This window comes from Candidatus Polarisedimenticolia bacterium (assembly GCA_036001465.1).
Classification (GTDB): domain Bacteria; phylum Acidobacteriota; class Polarisedimenticolia; order Gp22-AA2; family Gp22-AA2; genus Gp22-AA3.
The window spans coordinates 36,212-56,536 of sequence record DASYUH010000060.1 but is presented as its reverse complement, the minus strand read 5'-3'; the positions used below and the strand labels follow the sequence as shown (position 1 = coordinate 56,536).

The window sequence follows — 20,325 nt, the reverse complement described above, 5'->3', positions numbered from 1 at the left end:
CTTCTCCTCAGTCCACGATCCAGCCGTCGGACAGCTTGACGATCCGCCGTCCGTACGTCGCGTTTACGTCGGAGTGGGTCACCTGCACGATCGTCGTCCCCCGGTCGTTGAGCGCCTTGAACAGGTCCATGATCTCTTTCCCCTGCGAGGAGTGCAGGTTGCCGGTCGGCTCGTCGGCCAGGATGACCTTGGGGCGGGCGATCACGGCCCGCGCCACCGCCACCAGCTGCTGCTGCCCGCCGGAGAGCTGGTTCGGGTAGAGGTCCTTCTTCCCGACGATGTGGAACCGGTCCAGGATGTCGGCCACCATCCCCTGGCGCTCGGACCTCTTGATGTTCCTGTAGGTCAGGGGCACCTCGAGGTTCTCGTACACGGTCATGTCGTCGAGCAGGTGATAGCTCTGGAACACGAAGCCGATGTGCTCCTTGCCCAGCTCGGCGCGGCGCTTCGGCGGCCGCTCGTGGACCGGCTCCCCCATGAGGTGGTACTCGCCGGCGAAGGCGGAGTCGTGCATCCCGAGGATGTGCAGGAGCGTGGACTTGCCGGCCCCGGACGGCCCCATGATCGACACGAAGTCGCCGTCCTGGATGTCGAGGCTGATGCGGCGCAGGACGAACGTCCGCCCCGGCCCGTGGGCGAACGACTTCTCGATGTCGATCAGCCGGATGAGAGGCTCCATCACTCGCTCCTCAACGCGATCATCGGGTCGACGCCGGAGGCCCGGCGCGCCGGGAGGTAGCTGGCCAGAAGCGCGACGCCCGCCAGGATCGCCGCGATGAGGGCGAAGGTCAGCGGATCGGTGGCGCTGACGCCGAAGAGCAGGCCGCGCATCAGCCAGGTGAGGCCGAGGGCGCCCATGACCCCCAGGCCGGTGCCGGCGAGCGCCAGCCTCATCCCCTGGCCCACGACCATCAGGATCACGTCGCGCGACCGCGCTCCCAGCGCCATGCGGAGGCCGATCTCCTGGGTCCGCTGCGTCGCGGAATAGGAGATCACGCCGTAGATCCCCACGGCCGCCAGGAGCAGCGCCGCCAGGGCGAAGATCCCGATCAGCAGGGTCTGGAAGCGCGGCCGTCCAACAGCCTGGGCGAGGAGCTGCTCGCCCGTCTTGACGCTGGCGAGGGGCAGGCCCGGGTCCAGGGCCCGCACCTCCCGCCGCACCGTCTCGATCAGGCTCGCCGGCTCCGCCGACGATCGCACCGCGAGGTGCATCTCTCCATCCCAGAAAGGCTGCTGCTCGTAGGGGACGTAGATGGTGGGGGCCCGATCGGCCGCCAGGCCGTTGTACTTCACGTCTCCCGCCACGCCGGCCACGGTGATCCAGGGATCCTCCGGCCCGAAGCCGCCGGCGTGGAGTCGCTTCCCGACCGCGTCGCCGTCCGGGAAGTAGCGCCGCGCCATGGTCTCGTTGATCCACGCGACCGGCGGCGCGTCGGCGTTGTCCTGAGGCGCCGGCGGGCGCCCCTTGAGGAGGGGGATCCCCAGGGTGCGGAAATAATCGGTCCCGATCAGCACCTCCTCCGCCATCGGCAGGCTCTGTCCGGTCGGCACCGGTTGCCCCTCCACCTCGAACATCTCCAGGATGCCCAGCCTGTCCGGTGGGATCGAGTCGCTCACGCTGGCCCCCCGGACTCCCGGCAGGCTCCGGGCGCGCTCGAGCAGCCGGCGGTAGAAGGCGGTCTTCTGCTGCGCCTCCGGGTAGCGGGCCTGCGACAGCGACAGCTGGACCGTCAGGAGCCCTTCCGGATCGAAGCCCGGATCGACCCGCTGCAGGCGCATGAAGCTCCGGACCATCAGTCCCGCCGCGACCAGGAGCATCAGGGCCAGGGCCATCTGCCCGATCACCAGGAGGCCGCGCAGCCGCCGCCGCCCGCGTGTCTCGGTCGCGGCCCGCCCCCCCTCCTTGAGTGTCTGGTTCACGCGGGCGCGCGAGACCTGCAGCGCCGGGGCGAGGCCGAAGAGCACGCCGCTCGCCAGGGAGAGGAGCAAGGTGAAGAGCAGCACGCCCCCGTCGATCCGGACCTCGCTCATCCTCGGGAGAGTCCCCGGCTCGAGCGCCGACAGCAGATCGATGCCCCACAGGGCGAGCATCAGGCCCAGCCCTCCGCCCAGTCCCGCCAGGATGACGCTTTCCGTCAGAAGCTGCCGGACGAGACGACGCCGCGGCGCACCGAGGGCCGTGCGCACGGCGATCTCCCGTTCGCGCGTCGCCGCCCGCGACAGCAGCAGGTTGGCCACGTTGGCCGTCGCGATCAGGAGCACGAACCCGACCGCCACCCAGAGGACCAGGAGCGCCGGTCGCGCCCCGCCCGTGATGAACTCCTTGAGCGGCTCGGCCTCGAAGGACCAGCCTGTCTTCTGCGGGTCGGGCCAGACGGCCTCGACCCGGTCGTGCATCGCGGCGAGCTCGGCGCGCAGCTGCGGCTCGCCGACCCCCGGCTTGAGACGGCCCACGAGGCGGTAGAGGAACGGCGGCCGCTTCGTCGGCGGGGTCAGCTGGAGAATCGGCCAGACGTCGTTGGGGCGGAGGAAGGTGAAGTCCTTCGGCATCACGCCGACGACCGTGAAGGTCTGATCGTTGAGCGTGATGGCGCGGCCGATCGCCCCGGGGTCGCCGGCGAGATGGCGCTGCCACAGCCCGTGGCTCACCACCGCCACGGGCGGCCTGCCGGGGCGATCTTCGTCCGCCGCGAACCCGCGTCCGAGCACCGGCGGCACGCCGAGAACCGAGAAGAAATCCGCCGTCACCCACAGGGCGGACACCCGTTCCGGCTCCTCCACGCCCGTCAGGTTGAGCCGGTCCGCGGTGACCGCCGCCAGGGTCTCGAACCCCTGCATCTGCTCCTTGAGAATCAGGAAGTCGGCCTTGGACACCGTGAAGCGACGGCCGTGCTCCATCCTGTCGATCGTCACGAACGACAGGCGGTCCGGCTCGGCGTAGGGGAGCGGCCGCAGCAGGGTCGCGTTGACCACGCTGAAGATCGCGGTGTTCGCCCCGATCCCGAGGGCCAGGGTGAGCGCCGCCACCGCGGTGAAGCCGGGATTCTTGACCAGCATCCGCATCGCGAAGCGCAGGTCCTGCAGGAGCGTGTCCATGCGGTCCTCTACTCGCACCGGAGCGCGGTCATGGGATCGACGCGGGTCGCCCGGCGAGCCGGCACCACGCAGGCGAGGAGCGCCACGAGAGTCAGCAGGAGCGTCACGCCGGACAGGGTGATCGGATCGGTGGGGCTCACGCCGAAGAGGAGCCCGGAGAGAAACCGGGTCAGGACGATCGAGGCGGCCAGCCCGAGGCCGACACCGGCGAGCGTCAGGCGGATGCCCTGCCCCAGCATCATCCCCAGGATGGCCCGCCGTCGGGCGCCCAGCGCCATGCGAATGCCGATCTCGCGCGTGCGCTGCGCCACTCCGTGCGCCAGGACGCCGAAGATCCCGATCGCCGCGAGGGCGAGGGCGGTGGCCGCGAAGGCGCCGAGCAGGACGGCGCGAAAGCGGGGTCGCGCGACCGATCGATGCAGGAGATCGGAGATGGTGCGCACGTTGGCCACGGCGAGATCCCGGTCCAGCGCCGCGATCGCGCCGCGCACCGCCGCCACGAGGGGAACGGAATCGGACGAGGCGCGCACGGCGAGGGTCATCTCCCACATCGGCAGCTGCTGGTGGGGCAGGTAGAACTCGGGCGGCGCCTCGGTGTCGAGCCCGAAGTGCCTCACGTCCCCCACGATGCCGACGATCGCCCTCGGGGCCGCGTTGTAGACGACGTGCTTGCCGATGGGATCCTCGCCGGGGAAGAAGAGACGGGCCATGGCCTGGTTGATCAGAGCCACGCGGGGAGCGTTGCCATCGTCCGCCTCGGTGAAGCTCCGTCCGCGGACGAGGGGAATGCCCAGCGCCGGGAAATACCCCGGTGTGCTGTAGCGGGCCTCGGCGCAAGGCTGCCGGCCGACGGCGGCGGGCGGATGCTCGATGACGCTGAACCCGTCGCACGAGTTCGATCCGCTCAGAGGGAGGATGTTCACGGCGCCGGCGGACTGCACTCCGGGCAGGGCGTCGAGCCGATCGAGGAGGCTCGTGTAGAAGGCGAACATCCGGCCCTCGTCGGGATAACGACTCTCGGGGAGGGCCAGGTCGAGCGTCAGGACGCGCTCCGCCCGGAAGCCCGGGTCGACCCTGAGCAGCGTCCAGAGACTCTTGATGAGCAGCCCCGCCCCCGTCAACAGGACGAGGGACAGCGCGACCTGGGTCACGGCCAGGGCGCCCAGGACGCGTGATCGACCCCGGCCGGCGGTGGCGTTCCGGCCGTCATCCCGGAGCGCCCGTTCGACGTCCACGCGGGAGTGCTGCAGCGCCGGCGCCAGGCCGAAGAGGATTCCGGCGACCGTCGAGAGCGCCAGCGAGAAAGCCAGGACGCTCAGGTCCATCACGATCTCCCCCGAGCGCGGGAGCGACTCCGAGGCGAGGGCGACGACCAGGTCGGTCCCCCAGAGGGCCAGCAGCGTTCCCGCCAGTCCGCCGCACAGGAAGAGCAGGAGGCTCTCCGTGAGCAGCTGCCGGACGATCCGCAGACGTCCCGCTCCGAGAGCCGCGCGGACGGCGATCTCCCTGCGGCGACCGGAGGCGCGGACCAGGATCAGGTTGGCCACGTTGGCGCAGGCGATCAGCAGCACGAACCCCACCGCGCCGAAGAGGGCGTAGAGCGCGGCGCGGGCGTCCCGCACCACGGCATCCTTGAGCGGCTCGAGGCGCGTGTGGCGGCCGGTGTTCGTGTCGGGATGCTGCTGCTCGAGGCGGCGGGTGATCGTGTCCATCTCCACCTGCGCCTGCTCCAGGCTGACTCCAGGCCTGAGCCGGCCGATGGCGTTCAGCCAGTGTCCGCCGCGCGACTCCGGATCGATCGGCACGGGCCGCCAGAGATCGGGGTCCGCGTCCGGCAGGATGAACCCTGCGGGAAGGACGCCGACCACCGTGTACGGGTGCCCTGCGAGCGTCAGCGTCCGGCCGACGATGCCCGGGTCCGCGCCGAATCGCCGCGTCCAGAAGCGGTGGCCGAGGACCGCCACGCGGTGCCTTCCCGGCTGCTCCTCCTCGGGCAGGAAGAAGCGGCCGACGAGCGGGCGGGCCCCCAGCACCCCGAAGACGTTGGCCGTGGCGATCATCACCGCAAGGCGGACCGGCTCGCCGCGTCCCGTCAGGACGATGTCCCCCTGGCTGAGCGCGGCGATCCCCTCGAACGACCGGCTTTGCGTCCGGAAATCCACCACATCGGGGGGGGACACATTGGCGCTCTCATTGCCGCGCGGCACGTCGGTCCCGTGGACCATGACGAGCCGCTCCGGATCGGGATACGGGAGCGGGCGCAGCAGGACTCCATTCACCACACTGAACAGGGCGGTGTTGGCACCGATTCCTATGGCCAGGGTCAGCACGGCCAGGACGGTGAATCCGGGGGCCTTGAGAAGCGTCCTGGAGCCGTACCTCAAATCCTGGATCAGGGTATCCATGCCGACCTCACTCGCACCGGAGCGCGGTCATCGGGTCGACGCGCGTCGCCCGGCGCGCCGGCACGAGGCAGGCGAGGAGCGCCACGAGAGTCAGGAGGGCGGCCACGACCGTGTAGGTCAGCGGATCGCCCGGGCTGACGCCGAACAGGAGTCCTGCGATCAGCCGGGTCGCTCCGGCGGCCGCCAGGAGCCCGAGCGCCACGCCCACGGCGGCCAGGACGAGCCCCTGGCGCACGACCAGCCCGAGCACCTCGCGGCGTCCGGCGCCGAGCGCCATGCGCACGCCGAATTCATGCGTCCTCTGGCTGACCGAGTAGGCGATGACCCCGTAGGTGCCGACGCCGGCCAGGAGGAGGGCGACCGCGGCGAAGACCGCCAGCAGGATCATGGCGAGGCGCGGCTGGGTGATCGAATCGGCGACCAGCGCCTCCGCGGTACGGATGTCGGACACCGGCTGCTCCCGGTCGACCGAGAGGATCGCCTGGCGCGCGGCGGTGGCGAGCGACAGCGGCTCGACCGTGGTCTTCAGGACGAACGTGAGCCACGAGGACGGGACCTGGAGGAGCGGCTCGTACGTGTGCGGCTTGAACTCCCCGTCGAGCGACGCGTGCTTCACGTCGGCGACCACCCCGACGATCTCCCGCCAGGCGTCGGGGCTGTTGTTGATGTCGATCCGCCGGCCTATCGGATCCTCGCCGGGGAAGAACTTGCGCGCCATGGCCTCGCTGACCACCGCCACGCGCGCGCCGCCGGCGGCGTCCGCTTCCGTGAAACCTCGCCCTCGCAGGATCCGGATCCCCATGGCGTGGAAGTATCGCGGGCTGACCCCGTCGTAGCGCGTGGAGTCCCGGTCGGACGGCGGCTTGTCGGGGTGTCCCTGAATATTGAACGAGTAGGAGGTCATGCTTCCTGACAACGGCATCGTGGTGGCCGCCGCGGCCGATTCGACTCCGGGAAGCGCCCCGAGGCGCTCCAGGGACTCGTGCAGAAACGCCGTCTGCCGCGCTTCGTCCGGGTACTTGGCGTCCGGCAGCGCCACCTCGAGGGTCAGCACGTGGTCCGTCCGGAACCCCGGATCGACGGACTGCAGGCGCATGAAGCTCCGAAGCATGAGGCCGGCGCCGGTGAGCAGGACCAGGGCCAGGGCGATCTCGCCGATCGCCAGCCCGCTGCGCAGGCGGTGGCGCGCCCGTCCGGCCGTCCCGCCGCGTCCCCCCTCCTTGAGGGTCTCGTTGAGGTCCGGCCGCGACGCCTGCAGGGCCGGGATCACGCCGAAGATCAGGCTGGTGAGGAGCGAGAGCCCCAGAGTGAACAGCAGCACGCGGCCGTCCAGATTGATGTCGCGGAAGCGCGGCAGCTGCTCGCGGCCGGCGGCCACCAGGAGATCGGTCCCCCACAGGGCGATCAGCAGCCCGCAGAGGCCGCCGAGGATGCCCAGGATGGCGCTCTCGGTCAGCAGCTGCCGCACCAGGCGCCGGCGGCCGGCGCCGAGCGCGAGGCGGATGGCGACCTCTTTCTGGCGCTCCGTCGCGCGCGCCAGGAGCAGGTTCGCCACGTTGGCGCAGGCGATCAGGAGGACGAAAGCGACCGCGCCGAGGAGGACCAGGAGGCTCGGCCGGACGTCGCCGACGATCGCCTCGGTCAGCGGGGAGACGATCGCGGTCCACCCTTTGTTCGAATCGGGGTATTGCGTCCGCAGGCGCGCGGCGATGGTCTCCATCTCGGCGCGCGCGGACTCCAGGGTGGCGCCCGGCCGGAGCCGCCCGACCACGGTGAGAAAGTGGCCGCCCCGGCTGGCGAGCTCGTCCTTGTCGAAGGACATGGGGGCCCAGACCTCGGAGCGGTTCGGGAAGGTGTACCCGGGCGGGAGAATTCCGACCACGGTCCGCTTCCTGCCGTTCAGCCCGATCGCCCGGCCGACGATCCCCGGATCCGATCCGAAGCGCCGCGTCCACAGCCCGTGGCCGATGAGGACCACCGGCTCGGCCCCGTCGCGATCCTCCTCCGGGAGAAAATCACGGCCGAGGATCGGCTTGATCCCCACGATGCCGAGGAACGGCGCGGACACGCGCGTCCCGTTCAGGCGCTCCGGTTCCGTCCCCTCCGTCAGGTTGTAGGGATTGCCGTCCATGGCCGCCAGCGCCTCGAACTCGTGGTTCTGCGCGCGCCAGTCGTTGAAATCGGCAGGGGAGACCGCGAATCTCTGGAACCCCTTCCCCGGATTGCTCGAGAGGAGGAGCATCAGGCGCTCCGGCTCGGGGAAGGGCAGGGGTCTCAGGAGGACCGCGTTGACGACGCTGAAGATCGCCGTGCTGGCGCCGATGCCGAGCGCCAGCGCCACCACCGCGACCGCGGCGAAACCGGGGCTCTTGTAGAGCGTCCTGAGGCCGTAGCGCAGATCCTGGAGCAGGGAGTCCATCACTCGTACCTCAACGCGACCATCGGGTCGACGAGCGCCGCGCGGCGGGCCGGGAGAAGGCTGGCGAGACACGCCACCGCAAGGAGGAGAAGGGGGGCCAGCGTGAAGACAGCCGGCTCGAAGCTCCCGACGCCGAAGAGCAGGCTGCTCATCAGCCGTCCCAGGGCCAGGCCGGCCAGAAGGCCCGCGCCGACGCCCGCGAGCGCCAGCTTCAGGGCCCCGCGCAAAACCATCCCCAGGACGTCGCGCGGCCGGGCCCCCAGCGCCATGCGGATGCCGATCTCGCGCGTCCGCTGCGTGACGGCGTAGGCCATCACGCCGTACAGGCCGACCGCCGCCAGGAGGAGAGCCAGGATCCCGAACGACGACGCGAGGGCCGCTCCCATGCGCGTCCACCAGAGCGCGTGCCCCATGTGCTCGTCGAGGGTCTTGAGACCGTAGACCGGCAGCCGCGAATCGAGCGCCTGGATCTCGCGGCGCACGCCCTCCAGCAGAGGGGCCGGATCCCCCTGCGTCCGCACCAGGAGGGAGACCTCGGAGTTGTACGACTGCAGCACCGGCCGGTAGATGTGCGCCCGCGGGCGCTCTCCCAGCGTGCGGTACTTGCCGTCGCGCGCCACGCCGACCACCTCGCGCGGCGCCTGGTCGATGCCACCGATTCGGAGGTGCCTGCCGATCGGATCCTCGCCGGGCCACAGGCGGTTCGCCAGGGTCTCGTTGATGATCGCGACCGGTGGCGCCTGGGCGCCGTCGAGATCGGTGAAGGCGCGTCCGCGCACGAGCCGCACGCCGAGGGCGCGGAAGAACCCGACGCTGACGGCGCCGAACTCGGCGGAGATCTCTTCGCCCGGCGCCGGGGCCGGGCGGCCGTCGGCGATGATCGGACTGGTGGAGTTCCAGTTGTCGTCCAGCGGCAGATTGCTCGTCAGGCCCGCCGAAACGACGCCCGGCAGCGCCTCGACGCGACGGACGAGGTCGCCGAAGAATCTCTTCCCCCGATCCTCCGGATAGCCGAGGAGGCCGACGTCGAACGTCCCCACGACCAGATCGCGTGCATCGAATCCGGGGTCGATCGCCGAGGCGTTGCGCAGGCTCTTCAGGAACAGCCCGCCGCTGGCCAGGACCAGAAGCGACAGGGCCACCTGGCCCGCGACCAGGACATGTCGCAGCACGGGGCGGCGGCGCGCTCCCGCTGCGTCGCTTCCGCCCTTGAGCAGGGGAACGAGGTCCGGGCTCGAGGCGTGCAGCGCCGGGGCGAGTCCGAAGATCGCCGCGGTCAGGAGCGAGACGATCGCGGTGAACAGGAAGACGCGTCCGTCGGGGGCGTAGTCGACCGCCAGGTTGTACGGGATGGGAGGGTGGAAGGTCAGCAGGAGATCGGACGCCCAGGCGGCGAAGAGGAGCCCCGCCGCGCCGCCGAGGACCGACAGGCACAGGCTCTCGGTCAGGAGCTGACGCACCAGCCGCCAGCGCCCGGCCCCCAGCGCCAGCCGCACGCCGAACTCGCGGCGCCGCGACGTGGCGCGCGCCAGGAGAAGATTGGCCACGTTGGCGCAGGCAACCAGCAGGACCAGTCCGACGACGACCATGGCCAGCGTGGCCCCCAGATCGATCGCTCCGCCGGCCTCCACGGGAAAGCGCGCCTCGCGCTCCGGCAGGACGAGGGGGCTCAATCCGCCGCTCGCCGCGGGATAGTCCCGCGCCAGGCGCCGGGCGACGACCTGCGCGGCGGCGTTCGCCCCCTCCAGGGTGACGCCCGGCTTCAGGCGGGCCATGGTTTCCATCCAGCGCCAGGGTCGCTCTTCCAGGAGCCCATCGCTCTGGGGCATGACCACGGCGTGCATCGCCACCGGGACCCACAGGTCCATTGCCAGGGCGAACTTGGTGCCGGGAAACTCCTCCGGGGCGACGCCGATGATGCGGAACGGCTCACCGTTGATGGTAATCGACTGGCCCACCACGCCGGCGTCCGAGGCGAACAGCCGCCGCCACAGTCCGTGGCCGATCACCGTCACGGCGTGCGAGCCTTCCGTCCGGTCCTCCTCCGGGAGGAACCCCCGGCCGAGGGCCGGCCGGACCCCCAGCACCGGGAAATAGTTCCCGGTGACCATCTCGCCCCACGCCAGCTCGTTGCGGCCGTCGCGACCGAGCGCCACGTGGACCATCGTGTGACCCATGATGCCGGCGAAGACGTCCATCCCGTCGCGATAGTCCCGGTACTCGGGGTAGGACAGGTCGTGGTAGGCGTCGGCCCGATCGGTCGTGTAGAGGGCGACCAGGCGGTTGGAGTCGGCGACCGGCAGGGGACGGAGGAGCAGCACGTTGATGACGCTGAACATGGCCGCGTTGGCGCCGATTCCGAGGCCGAGAGCCAGGACGGTCACCGCCGTGGCTCCCGGGCTCCTGACGAGCATGCGCAAGCCGTAGCGCAGATCCTGGAGAAGGGTATCCATGGGCGGGCCCCTCGAGCTCGCGGGTTGAGGATCAGGACGCGGCGATGGCGGCGCTTTCCTCGACGATGCGGCCGTCGAACAGGTGGATGCTGCGCTCGGCGTGCCGCGCATAGCGCGGATCGTGCGTCACCATGCACAACGTGGCGCCGGCCCGGTGCAGCTCGCGCAGAAGGTCCATGACCGCCTCGCCGCTCTTGGAGTCGAGGTTGCCGGTCGGCTCGTCGGCCAGGAGGATGAGCGGACTGCCGGCGACGGCGCGGGCCACGGCGACGCGCTGCTGCTGGCCGCCCGAGAGCTGGCTCGGGAGGTGCCGGGCGCGATGCGCCATGCCGACCCGCTCCAGCGCCTCGTTCACCTTCTGGCGCCTCTCCGCCGCTTTCATGCCGCGGTACGTCAGGGGGAGCTCGACGTTCTCGAACACCGTCAGGTCGCCGATCAGGTTGAACGACTGGAAGATGAACCCGATCTGGAGGTTGCGGATGCGGGCCCGGTCCGCGAGAGTCAGGTCGGCGACCTGCTTCCCGTCCAGCCAGTATTTCCCGTCGGTCGGGGAGTCGAGGAGCCCCAGGAGCGACAGGAGGGTCGACTTGCCGCAGCCGGACGGCCCGGCGATCGAGACGTACTCTCCCTTCTTGATCTCCAAGTGGATGGTCGCGAGGGCGTGCGTCTCCACTTCGTCCGTATAGAAGACCTTGGTCACTCCCTCCAGCTGGATCAACGGGCGGCCGTTTGCGCTCATGCAGTCTCCTGGAACGGGGTTCAGTTCAGTCGAAGCCTGTCGAAAGCGTCCCACGCCGAGGTGTCCGACAGAATCACCTGGTCGCCGGCGTCGAGACCTTCGAGGATCTCCACGGTGTTCACGGACGAGCGACCGAGCTTCACCTGGACGCGGACGGCGCTGTTGCCCTCGTCCGCCAGGCGGAACAGCCCGACGACGCCCTGCTCCTGCCCGAAGGCGGGGCGGCCGACGTACAGGACTTCGTTCAGCCGCTCGAGCTCGATCGTCCCCTCGACGCTCAGGTCGGGGCGCGCCCCCTTCGGGAGGGTCCCCGCGAGGGCCACGTCCACCGTGACGGTCCCGCCCTGAACCGCCGGGTCGATGCGCGACACGCTCCCCTTGACGACGCCGTTGCGCGTGTCGATCGAGGCGGGCTGGCCGATCTGGATGTCCTTGGCCTGGGTCTCGGCAATCTTGAGCTCGGCCTTGAGACGCCCCGGCACCGTCACCTTGGCGAGGGTCGCGCCGGGCGCCAGGCGCTGGCCGACCTCGACCGGGAGCTGCTGCAGCACCCCCTCGATCCCGGCGCGCACCCGGAGCTGGCGGACCTGGTTGCGCCGCAGCGCCGTCTGGGCGCGCAGCTGCTCGAGCCGCGCCGTCTGCGACGCCAGCTCCGCCTGGGTCGATTCGGCGGCGATCTCCAGGCGCTCCCGGTCGAGGTTCTGCCGCGTGTCCAGCTCTTCGGCGCGCGACTTCGACAGCTTCAGCGCCAGGTCCGAGATGAGACCGTGCGTCGCCAGCTCTTCGTCGGCCGCGGCCTGCAGCTTGGCCTGCCTGGCGTTCGCCTCGACCGTCGCGAACTCCGCCTTCTGATCGAGGAACTGGCTCTGGAGCCTCACCTTCAGCGTCGTGTAGTCCGCCTCGGCCGCCTTCATCTGCCATTCCGCCTCGTTGGCGGTGTTCTCCAGCTCGGGATTGCTCAGCTCGACGATGACCGAGTCCGGCGTCACGGGGGACCCCGGTTTGATCAGAATCCGCTCGACCCGGCCCTCGGTGGCGGCCGGTATCCAGCGGATCTCCTCCGGCACGAGCGTCCCGAGCCCGCGCACCTGCCTGAGCATCGGCCCGCGCTTCACCGTGTCGACCCACACGGTGGCGCGCGACACAGAAGGGGCGGCCGGCTTCAGGTGCGACAGCCCGACGGTGATGGCGGCCAGCACGGTCACCCCGCCGATGCCGTACAGTGTGCGGGTGATGGTGCGCTTGCGCTTGTTGATCGGGCGCGCTACGTCCATGGATCGAATCCCCTGGGTTCAGCTTTACAGTCGCCTGCTGGCGGTGACTTAAGCGAAATCCGTACCAACCGACGTCCCGGGCGTAAATGGCTGGCGCAGAGTGTGATACCTGGCGGGGGGTGCGGAACGGCGGTTCCCGGCTGTTCGTTTCTGGGACGAGCCCTTCCGGAACCGAGACGGCGATCCGCCTTGCAGCGCATAGGGAGTTCAAGCTGAGATTTTTGGTCCGGTAAGGCCTATTCCGTCGACCTCGGCTCTGCTGGTTGGTGGCGGAACGGGGTAGGGGACCGGGCGGCGGCGTGGGTCGTCCCCGTGGTCCCTCGGTTCGACGTATGGGAGTCTTGTACTGCGGAAATTGCTTATCGGCCAGCGCTTTTTCGGTTGATCGTGGTTGCGCCCCGGCCACCTCGACGTACAATGTCTCCAATCGTTATCTTTGCGGATCCCTCCGTCGGAGGTGCGCTATGCGAAACCCCGTTCTGCTCCTCGCTTTGGTCCTGCTCCCTCTCGTGCCGGCCCCGGAGGCGGCACAACGAGTGCACCCTGAAGGCGGCGGCAGCCCGTTCGTAGGAGACTATCAGTATCTTATCGGCTTTCCCCAGTCCGACCCGAACATCGGGACGGTCGTCATGTCCGCCGACAACGGCGACCGGATCGAGATCCAGGGGGACGGCTGGTTCTCCCTCCCGTCTCGTGAGGCCGGGGGTGCGGGAACCTACGTGCACACGGACGTCTCAGGGAACGAGCTCGAACGAGGCTCCTGGAGGGCGGTAGATTTCGTGAGCTTCATGACCTACGAGGCGGGAAGCTCCTTCGGCGGCAAGCTCGCGCTGCGCATCGTTCTGACCCCCGAAGGCCTCTCGGCCGGGATTCCCGCCAACATGCAGGTGGTCTCCCGGCCCGGAAGCCCTTCTCCCGAATCGGCCTTTGAGGCGCGCGTCGTAATCGCGGACAGCGGCCTCAACTTCAACAAGTGGGTCCAAGGCGCCACGCTCATCTACAAGATCCACATCGATCCGGGGCCGTGAAGGGCCCGACTTCCCGGTTGCAGGGCGCATAGGCGAAACAAGCTGCATGTTACGCCCGGTTAGGTCTATTCCGTCAACCGGGAAACGGGGCGGGGGACCGGGCTGCGGGGGGATTCAAGCTGCGCGGCGGGCGGGTGGCAGGGTTGGCGCGGGGTCGCCAGGCGACGGGTCGACACACGCCCACCTTCGCCGGACAGGCCGGCGACGAGATTGGGCGGGGATTGAAGACCGGTCCCGCGCTTGCGTCCTACCAGTCTGACGGCACGTGCTCCATGGGCTCGGGCCCGGGCCGGGTAGGGGCGATCGGGCGGGGCGCGCGACGGCAGGCCGAGACACTCCAGAATGGCGCGGGTGGCGTCAGGCGGATGGATCGCGGCGAGGACCCGCATTCGTCCGCCGCAGTCTGGACACTCCAGGATGTCCAGAGCGAACACGCGGCGCAGGAGATTCGCCCAGGGGTAGCGGCGCATCGAGCGGCTGTTCCCGGCCGAGCCGCCTGGGCCAGTCTCCTCATTACGGTGCAGTGCAGCGCGCGGACCGTGCGGCCTCGCCGGCGCGCGGCCCAGGGGGACCACCCGATCGCGCCAGCCGGTGCAGGGGGCAAGCACGCCGTGATAGCGGACCTGGTGCGCGCGTGGGGCCGGAATGAGGGGGACGAGGTGCGCGAGGAGCTGGTGCGGCTCGAACACGATCTGCGTCGTGCCGTCGCGCCAGCGATGGCGCAGATGGTAGAGCAACCGGCCATCGGGCAGGCGTTCGAGGCGATCGGTCGCCACGGGCGGTCGCGCGACATAGCGGCAGAGGCGCTCAAGACGGCGGCGATCGCGGGCCGGGACGGCGACGTCGGCGTGCAGCGTGAAGCCCATGGCGGCGGCGCAGCGGGGTGTTGCGGGTGCCGACAGATCCTCGGGGTCGATGCAGTCGCCGCGCCGGGCGGGGCGCCAGCCGCCGGGGGCCAATCCGCGGACCGAGGCTGCGGCGAGGCCGGCGAGGTGGGGCTGGGCGACGGCGAGAAGGTCGGCGTCGGAGGGGTCGGCGTCCGTGCCGAAGCCGCGGCGCTCCATGAGACGCGCCACCCGGCCGGCGACGCGCTCGACGACGCGGCGCACCTCGTCGTCGTGCGGAGGGGGCAGCGCCCGGAAGTGCATGCCCGGCTCGCCGTAGCGCTCGTAGACGCCGTCGAGCAAGAGGGTGTGGAAGTGCACGTTGAGGTTCAGCGCGTCGCCGAAGCGCTGGATGAAGGTCACGGCGCCCCCCCCGGGGCCGCCGGATCGGGCCGTGTTGCCGGGCACGGCGGCGGTAGGAGGCGAACACTCCGCGGACGAACTCCCGCAGAACGACCGAGGTGAGGGCGGCGTCGTACGCCAGGCGGTAGCGCAGGGCGAAGGGAAGTGTCAGGACCCACTGCGGCTCGTTCCATGGCGAGGTGATCCACCGCCGTCCCCTCGGTGTCACGAACCGTGACGCCGTGAACGGCCACCGCGGGCAGGCGGACACCGCGCAGACGGACCTGGGGGGGATCCGACGTGCACTCGGGGCCCAGCTGAAGTGGTCAGCGGGCCCGGTGTCCAGAGGGTGTGGCACGAGTATGAACGGAGCGAACCAGGCAACCCTCGTCCGCATCCAGTAAGGATCCCGACGCCTCCTCGATCAGCCCGGCGGGGCCTGTTTCCGTTCGCCGGCGTAGAACGCCTTTCCCAAGGCCTCCACGAGGACGGGGTCGACCAGGCCGCGCGCGTCCCCCTCGTGGACCAGGTCGTGATCCTTGCGGAAGGCATCGACGGCATCCATCGCCTCGGCGTCGTAGACCCCCCAGGCCTTCGTGAACTCTTCTTCCTTCTTGTCGTACGCTTCGAAGAGTGTCCTCAGGCGGGCCGGATCGCGACGGATGAGGGTCCGATCGAAGTCGAGCGGCGGCAGCACGGGAATCGGCGGTGAGCCGGGCCGGAAATAGCCGGTCTTCTGCAGCATCCTCTTGAGCTCGACCACGTCGTCCCCCTCGACGGCCGAGAAGGAGCGGTATCCGAGGCGGCGGGACGTCGTGTCGTAGATGCGCTTCATCTCGGCGACCGGCTCGGGATGCTCGCCGACGTCGATCGACAGGCTGATGTGATCGCCCCCACGGCCGGGGTCCTTCGGATCGGCGATGCGGATGGCGGCGGACTGGAAGTAGCCCCAGCGCTTGTCGCCGCCCGTTTTCTGACCGGCCGCCAGGGCCAGGATCAGCCGCTCGGCCAGCGGCATCCCGGATCCCTCGGTGGATTCGAAGTGCTGCGCCACGGCGTCGACGACCTGCCGGCCGACCAGGATGTTCCCCTGCACGGTGTAGTTCGGGCCCTGGCGGCTGCCGGCCCAGGCGCTCGTCTCCTTGCCGGTGAACGCCGCCGCGCGCCCTTGCATGTCGATCACGCCAATCTGCCGGCGCTCCCGCCCCTTGTCGTCCGCAAGCAGGCGCTCGATGACCTCCTTGGGCTCCACCTTCTTCTCGAGGAGATCGAGCGCCTGCGGGCCGTATTCGACCACCGTCCAGGCCTGGGTCGCCGCCGCGCCGACGCCGGACCGCACCCAGGGGACCGCGCGCCCGACGAACGGCACGCGCGTCGTCACCGCCACGCCGCTCTCGCCGGTCTTCGGATCGATGGCACAGATCGAAAAGGTCGAGTGCAGGAGTCCGGCGGGGTCCGGCTCGCCGGCGGGAGCGACGCCCGCAAGCGCGAGGGCGAAGAGGAGAACCGGCGTGGCGGAGCGGAGGCGTCGGATCACGCGGCGGATCTTACCTCACGCGCGGCCCGGCCGAATCCTCGGACAGGCTCCCGGGTCCCACGGGGATTTGCAGGCCGCTGCGGCTCGTGATACGGTGCCGTTCGGCTGCAGCCGTTCCTCCCGCTCTAAGACGAGGCCCGCTGAATGAGGCTCCCAGCCGGAGCGCTCCTCCTGACCGGCGCCTGCGCCCTGGCCGTGGGGAACGCCTGCTCCATGAGGACCTTCGCCATCAACCGGCTGGGGGACGCCCTGGCCGAAAGCGGCGCCACCTACGCGTCCGACAACGACCCGACGCTCGTCCGCGAGGCGCTTCCGTTCGCGCTCAAGCTCATCGAAAGCCTCCTCGACCAGAGCCCGAGGCATCGGGGACTGCTCCTGGCGGCGGCGGGAGGATTCACGCAGTACACGTACGCCTTCGTCCAGGAGGAGGCGGACGAGGCGGAAGACGAAGACATGGCGGCGGCCGCGACACTGCGGGAGCGGGCGCGCAAGCTCTACCTCCGGGCCCGGGACTACGGCCTGCGGGGGCTCGAGGTCCGCCACGACGGCATCGCCCCGGCGCTGCGCTCCGGGAGCGTGGCGGCCGCGGCGCAGGCGGAGCGCGACGATGTGCCCCTGCTCTACTGGACGGCGGCGGCCTGGGGCGGGGCGATCGCCATGAAGAAGGACGACCCCGAGCTGCTGGCCGACCTCCCCGTCGTCGAGGCCCTCATGAAGCGGGGCCTGGCGCTCGACCCGGCGTTCGATCATGGCGCCATCCACGAATTCCTGATCGCCTTCGAGGGCGGCCGGTCGGAGGCGATGGGGGGATCGGTCGAGCGGGCGCGGGCGCATTTCCGGGAAGCGCTCCGGCTTTCGGGCGGAATGCGGGCCGCCCCCCTGGTGGATCTGGCGGAGACCGTGGCGGTGCGCCTGCAGGACCGCGCCGAATTCGAGGATCTGCTGAAGCGGGCGCTGGCGATCGACGCCGATGCGCGCCCCGAGTGGCGGCTCGCCAACCTGTCGATGCAGAGGCGAGCCCGCTGGCTTCTGGCGCGCGCCGACCAGCTGTTCGTCATCCAGGAGCCTCTCGGATGAGGTCCCGAATGGCAGGACCGGCCGCCGCACGCCTGGCGATTGCGGGGCTTCTCGGCAGCGCCGGCTTCGGCCCCGTCGCGGCCGATCCTCCGGTCGTCCTGAAGATGGGGACGAGCGCGCCGGAGGGCTCCTCCTGGCACCAGATCTTCAAGGAGATGGGGGACAAGTGGAAGCAGGCGCCCGGCGGAGGGGTCACGCTGCGCATCTACCCCGGCGGGGTCCTCGGGGACGAGCCCGACCTGGTGCGCAAGATGCGCGTGGGGCAGATCCAGGCGGCCGCCCTGACGTCGGTGGGCCTCTCGGACATCGACGAATCGGCGGCGGCCCTCACGATCCCGATGCTGTACCGCTCGTACGAGGAGCTCGACCACGTGCGCGAAGGGCTGCGCCCCGCCCTCGAGCGGCGCCTCGAAGAGAAGGACTTCGTGGTGCTGAACTGGGGCGACGCCGGGTGGGTGATGTTCTTCGCCAAGGAGCCCTTTCGGACCCCGGACGACGTCCGGAAGATGAAGCTCTTCGTGTGGGCCGGCGACAACGAGGCGGTCGACGTGTGGAAGGCCTCCGGGTTCCACCCGGTCCCTCTGGCGGCAACCGATATCCTGCCCGGCCTTCAATCCGGCCTGATCAACGCCTTCGACACGACGCCTCTGCTGGCTCTGGCGTCGCAGTGGTTCGGTCCGGCGCCCTACATGCTCGACCTGAAATGGGCGCCCCTCGTCGGCGCCACGGTCGTGACGCGGAAGGCGTGGGACAGGGTCCCGGCGCCGGCGCGGCCCGTGCTGCTGAAGGCGGCGGCGGATGCGGGTGAGAGGCTGCGGGGAGAGATCCGGGCCGGGAACGAGCAGGCGATCGAAGCGATGAAGAAGCGCGGTCTCAAGGTCATCCCGAGCTCGCCCGAGATCGAGGCAGCCTGGCGACGCGCGGCCGAGACCGCCTATCCCCGGATCCGCGGCCCCATCGTGCCGGACAAGGTGTTCGACGAGGCGCTGCGCCTGCGCAACGCCTACCGCTCGTCCGCGCTGAAACCGGCGGGAGGCGGACCGGGCGGATGAGCTCTCTCTGGAGCGACTCACCCGAGATCCTCGCCGGCACGGGGGTGAGGCGCACGCGCGAGCGCCGCCGGGCCGGCTGGCGACGGGCGGCGCTCACCACCGAGAACGGCCTCCTGTCCCTGTTCCTCGCCGCGATGGCGATCATCCCGATCGCCGAAATCGTGCTGCGCACTTCGGCGGGGTTCGGCATCCCCGGATCGAGCGCGATCGTGCAGCACCTGACTCTCGCCATCGGCATGCTGGGAGGCGCCGTGGCGGCGCGCGAGGCGCGTCTCCTCTCGCTGTCGACCGGCGCGACGCTCCTGACCGGGTGGGCGCGCTCCGCGGTGCGCGTCTTCGGCGGCGCGTTCGCGACCACGGTCTCCGCGCTCCTGTGCGTCGCGAGCGTGCAGCTCGTCCTGTCCGAGCGTCAGGGCGGGAAGCTCCTGGTCGGCAGCCTGCCGCTCTGGGTCGTCGAGGCGATGCTCCCGCTGGGGTTCGCCCTGGTCGCCTGGCGCCTCCTGCGGCACTCATCCTACTCAAGGACCGGACGGGGCATGACGCTGCTGCTCGTCGCCATCGCTCTCTACCTCATGGTGCGACCGCCCCTGCCGCCCGCGCAGCTCGTCGTGCCGGCCTTCGTGGCGCTCGTCCTGGCGACGGCCGTGGGCGCACCGGTGTTCACGGCGCTGGGAGGCGCGGCCCTGATCCTGTTCTGGGGGGAAGGGGTGCCGATCGCGTCGATCCCGGTCGAGACCTACAGGCTCGTCGTGTCGCCCACCCTGCCGACGATCCCCCTGTTCACCCTGGCCGGGTATTTCTTCGCGGAAGGGGGGGCCTCGAAGCGCCTGGTGCGCGTCTTCCAGGCCCTGGCCGGCTGGATCCGGGGCGGGCCGGCGATCGCCACGGTCCTGGTGTGCGCCTTCTTCACCTCGTTCACCGGGGCCTCCGGTGTCACCATCCTTGCCCTGGGAGGTCTCCTGATGCCGGTGCTCCTGGCGGCGCGCTGCTCCGAGAAGGACTCGCTCGGCCTGTTGACGGCGGGGGGATCGCTGGGGCTTCTGTTCCCGCCGAGCCTGCCCGTGATCCTTTACGGCATCGTGGCGCACACCCCGATCGACCGGATGTTCCTGGGAGGATTTCTGCCGGGAGTGCTGATGCTCCTGCTTGCCGGCTGGTGGGGAAGCCGCCGGGCCGGCGGGGCAGCCGGGGGACGGCGATTCGACCGGCGCGAGGCGTGGGCTGCCGTCCTCGAGGCCAAATGGGAGCTGCTCCTGCCGATCGTCGTCCTCGTCGGGCTTTACGGAGGGTTCGCCACCCTGGTCGAGGCGGCGGCCCTGACCGCCCTGTACGCCTTCGTCGTGGAGGCCTTCGTGTACCGCGACCTGAAGCTCAGGAGCGACCTGTTGCACACCATGACCGAATGCGGTGTCCTGGTCGGCGGGGTGCTGCTCATTCTCGGCGTGGCGCTCGGGTTCACGTCCTACCTGGTGGACGCCGAGGTCCCGGCGCGCGCCGTGACCTGGGTAAAGGGGGCGATCGACTCGCCCCTCGTGTTCCTCCTGGTACTCAACCTGTTCCTGCTCGTCGTGGGGTGCCTCATGGACATCTTCTCGGCGATCGTCGTCGTGGCCCCCCTGATCGTCCCGATGGGGGAGGCGTTCGGCATCGACCCGGTCCACCTCGGGATCATCTTCCTGGCCAACATGGAGCTCGGCTACCTGACGCCGCCCGTCGGGATGAACCTGTTCCTGTCCTCCTACCGTTTCGACAAGCCGCTTCTCGAGGTCTACCGCGCCGTCGTGCCGATGCTCCTGGTCCTCCTGGCGGGGGTCCTGGTCATCACCTACGTCCCCGCCCTGACCACGGCGCTGCCGGAGTGGCTGGGAAGATAGGCGCGGCAAGGATTCCCGGGCCGGCCTGGCGGTCATTCACCCCAGAATAATGATTGACACGGGCATGCTCTTAACGCATATTCTTGCATCTTTTCCCCGGGATGCTCGGAAGCCCCGGAACAGGAAACGAGCGAGGAGTCACCCA

At 70.3% G+C, this 20,325-nt stretch carries 13 protein-coding genes; 4 read left to right on the top strand and 9 right to left on the bottom strand.

Features of this window, described 5'->3' with window-relative positions; genetic code table 11:
• Window positions 1–7: 7 nt before the first annotated feature.
• The 7 genes from VGV60_12390 to VGV60_12360 are packed head-to-tail and all read right to left on the bottom strand — an operon-like array spanning window position 8 to window position 12,386.
• The gene (locus VGV60_12390) at window positions 8–679 is read right to left on the bottom strand and encodes an ABC transporter ATP-binding protein (protein ID HEV8702063.1); all 672 of its coding nucleotides are present in this window, start codon (window positions 677–679) and stop codon (window positions 8–10) included.
• A complete protein-coding gene (locus VGV60_12385; protein HEV8702062.1) occupies window positions 679–3,096 on the bottom strand; it encodes an ABC transporter permease in 2,418 nt (805 codons plus the stop codon). Before VGV60_12385 ends, VGV60_12390 begins: the two co-directional genes overlap by 1 nt.
• 8 nt (window positions 3,097–3,104) lie before the next feature.
• Entirely contained in the window at window positions 3,105–5,501 is a 2,397-nt protein-coding gene (locus VGV60_12380) for an ABC transporter permease (protein ID HEV8702061.1), read from the bottom strand.
• Between the two features lie 7 nt (window positions 5,502–5,508).
• Entirely contained in the window at window positions 5,509–7,920 is a 2,412-nt protein-coding gene (locus tag VGV60_12375; GenBank protein ID HEV8702060.1) for an ABC transporter permease, read from the bottom strand.
• The gene (locus tag VGV60_12370; GenBank protein HEV8702059.1) at window positions 7,920–10,373 is read right to left on the bottom strand and encodes an ABC transporter permease; all 2,454 of its coding nucleotides are present in this window, start codon (window positions 10,371–10,373) and stop codon (window positions 7,920–7,922) included. Before VGV60_12370 ends, VGV60_12375 begins: the two co-directional genes overlap by 1 nt.
• Window positions 10,374–10,404: 31 nt before the next feature.
• Entirely contained in the window at window positions 10,405–11,112 is a 708-nt protein-coding gene (locus VGV60_12365; protein HEV8702058.1) for an ABC transporter ATP-binding protein, read from the bottom strand.
• Window positions 11,113–11,132: 20 nt separating this feature from the next.
• A complete protein-coding gene (locus tag VGV60_12360) occupies window positions 11,133–12,386 on the bottom strand; it encodes an HlyD family efflux transporter periplasmic adaptor subunit (protein ID HEV8702057.1) in 1,254 nt (417 codons plus the stop codon).
• A gap of 464 nt (window positions 12,387–12,850) precedes the next feature.
• Here VGV60_12360 and VGV60_12355 point away from each other — a divergent pair, with 464 nt between their 5' ends.
• Entirely contained in the window at window positions 12,851–13,414 is a 564-nt protein-coding gene (locus tag VGV60_12355) for a hypothetical protein (protein HEV8702056.1), read from the top strand.
• Between the two features lie 65 nt (window positions 13,415–13,479).
• Here the strand turns inward: VGV60_12355 and VGV60_12350 are convergent, their stop codons facing one another.
• Window positions 13,480–14,661 carry a transposase gene (locus tag VGV60_12350; protein HEV8702055.1) on the bottom strand — a complete coding sequence of 394 codons (1,182 nt, stop codon included), beginning with the start codon at window positions 14,659–14,661 and terminating at the stop codon, window positions 13,480–13,482.
• Window positions 14,662–15,064: 403 nt separating this feature from the next.
• Window positions 15,065–16,177: a DUF1028 domain-containing protein gene (locus tag VGV60_12345; protein HEV8702054.1), complete on the bottom strand. Its 1,113-nt coding sequence runs from the start codon at window positions 16,175–16,177 to the stop codon at window positions 15,065–15,067.
• Window positions 16,178–16,321: 144 nt separating this feature from the next.
• Here VGV60_12345 and VGV60_12340 point away from each other — a divergent pair, with 144 nt between their 5' ends.
• Genes VGV60_12340 through VGV60_12330 form a run of 3 tightly spaced genes read left to right on the top strand, consistent with a single transcriptional unit; the run spans window position 16,322 to window position 20,180 of the window.
• Complete coding sequence (locus tag VGV60_12340; protein HEV8702053.1) at window positions 16,322–17,254, top strand: TRAP transporter TatT component family protein; 933 nt, start codon at window positions 16,322–16,324, stop codon at window positions 17,252–17,254.
• A gap of 8 nt (window positions 17,255–17,262) precedes the next feature.
• Window positions 17,263–18,306: a TRAP transporter substrate-binding protein DctP gene (gene dctP, locus VGV60_12335; protein HEV8702052.1), complete on the top strand. Its 1,044-nt coding sequence runs from the start codon at window positions 17,263–17,265 to the stop codon at window positions 18,304–18,306.
• A complete protein-coding gene (locus VGV60_12330) occupies window positions 18,303–20,180 on the top strand; it encodes a TRAP transporter large permease subunit (protein ID HEV8702051.1) in 1,878 nt (625 codons plus the stop codon). The genes dctP and VGV60_12330 overlap by 4 nt, the downstream gene beginning before the upstream one ends.
• The last annotated feature ends 145 nt before the right edge of the window (window positions 20,181–20,325 follow it).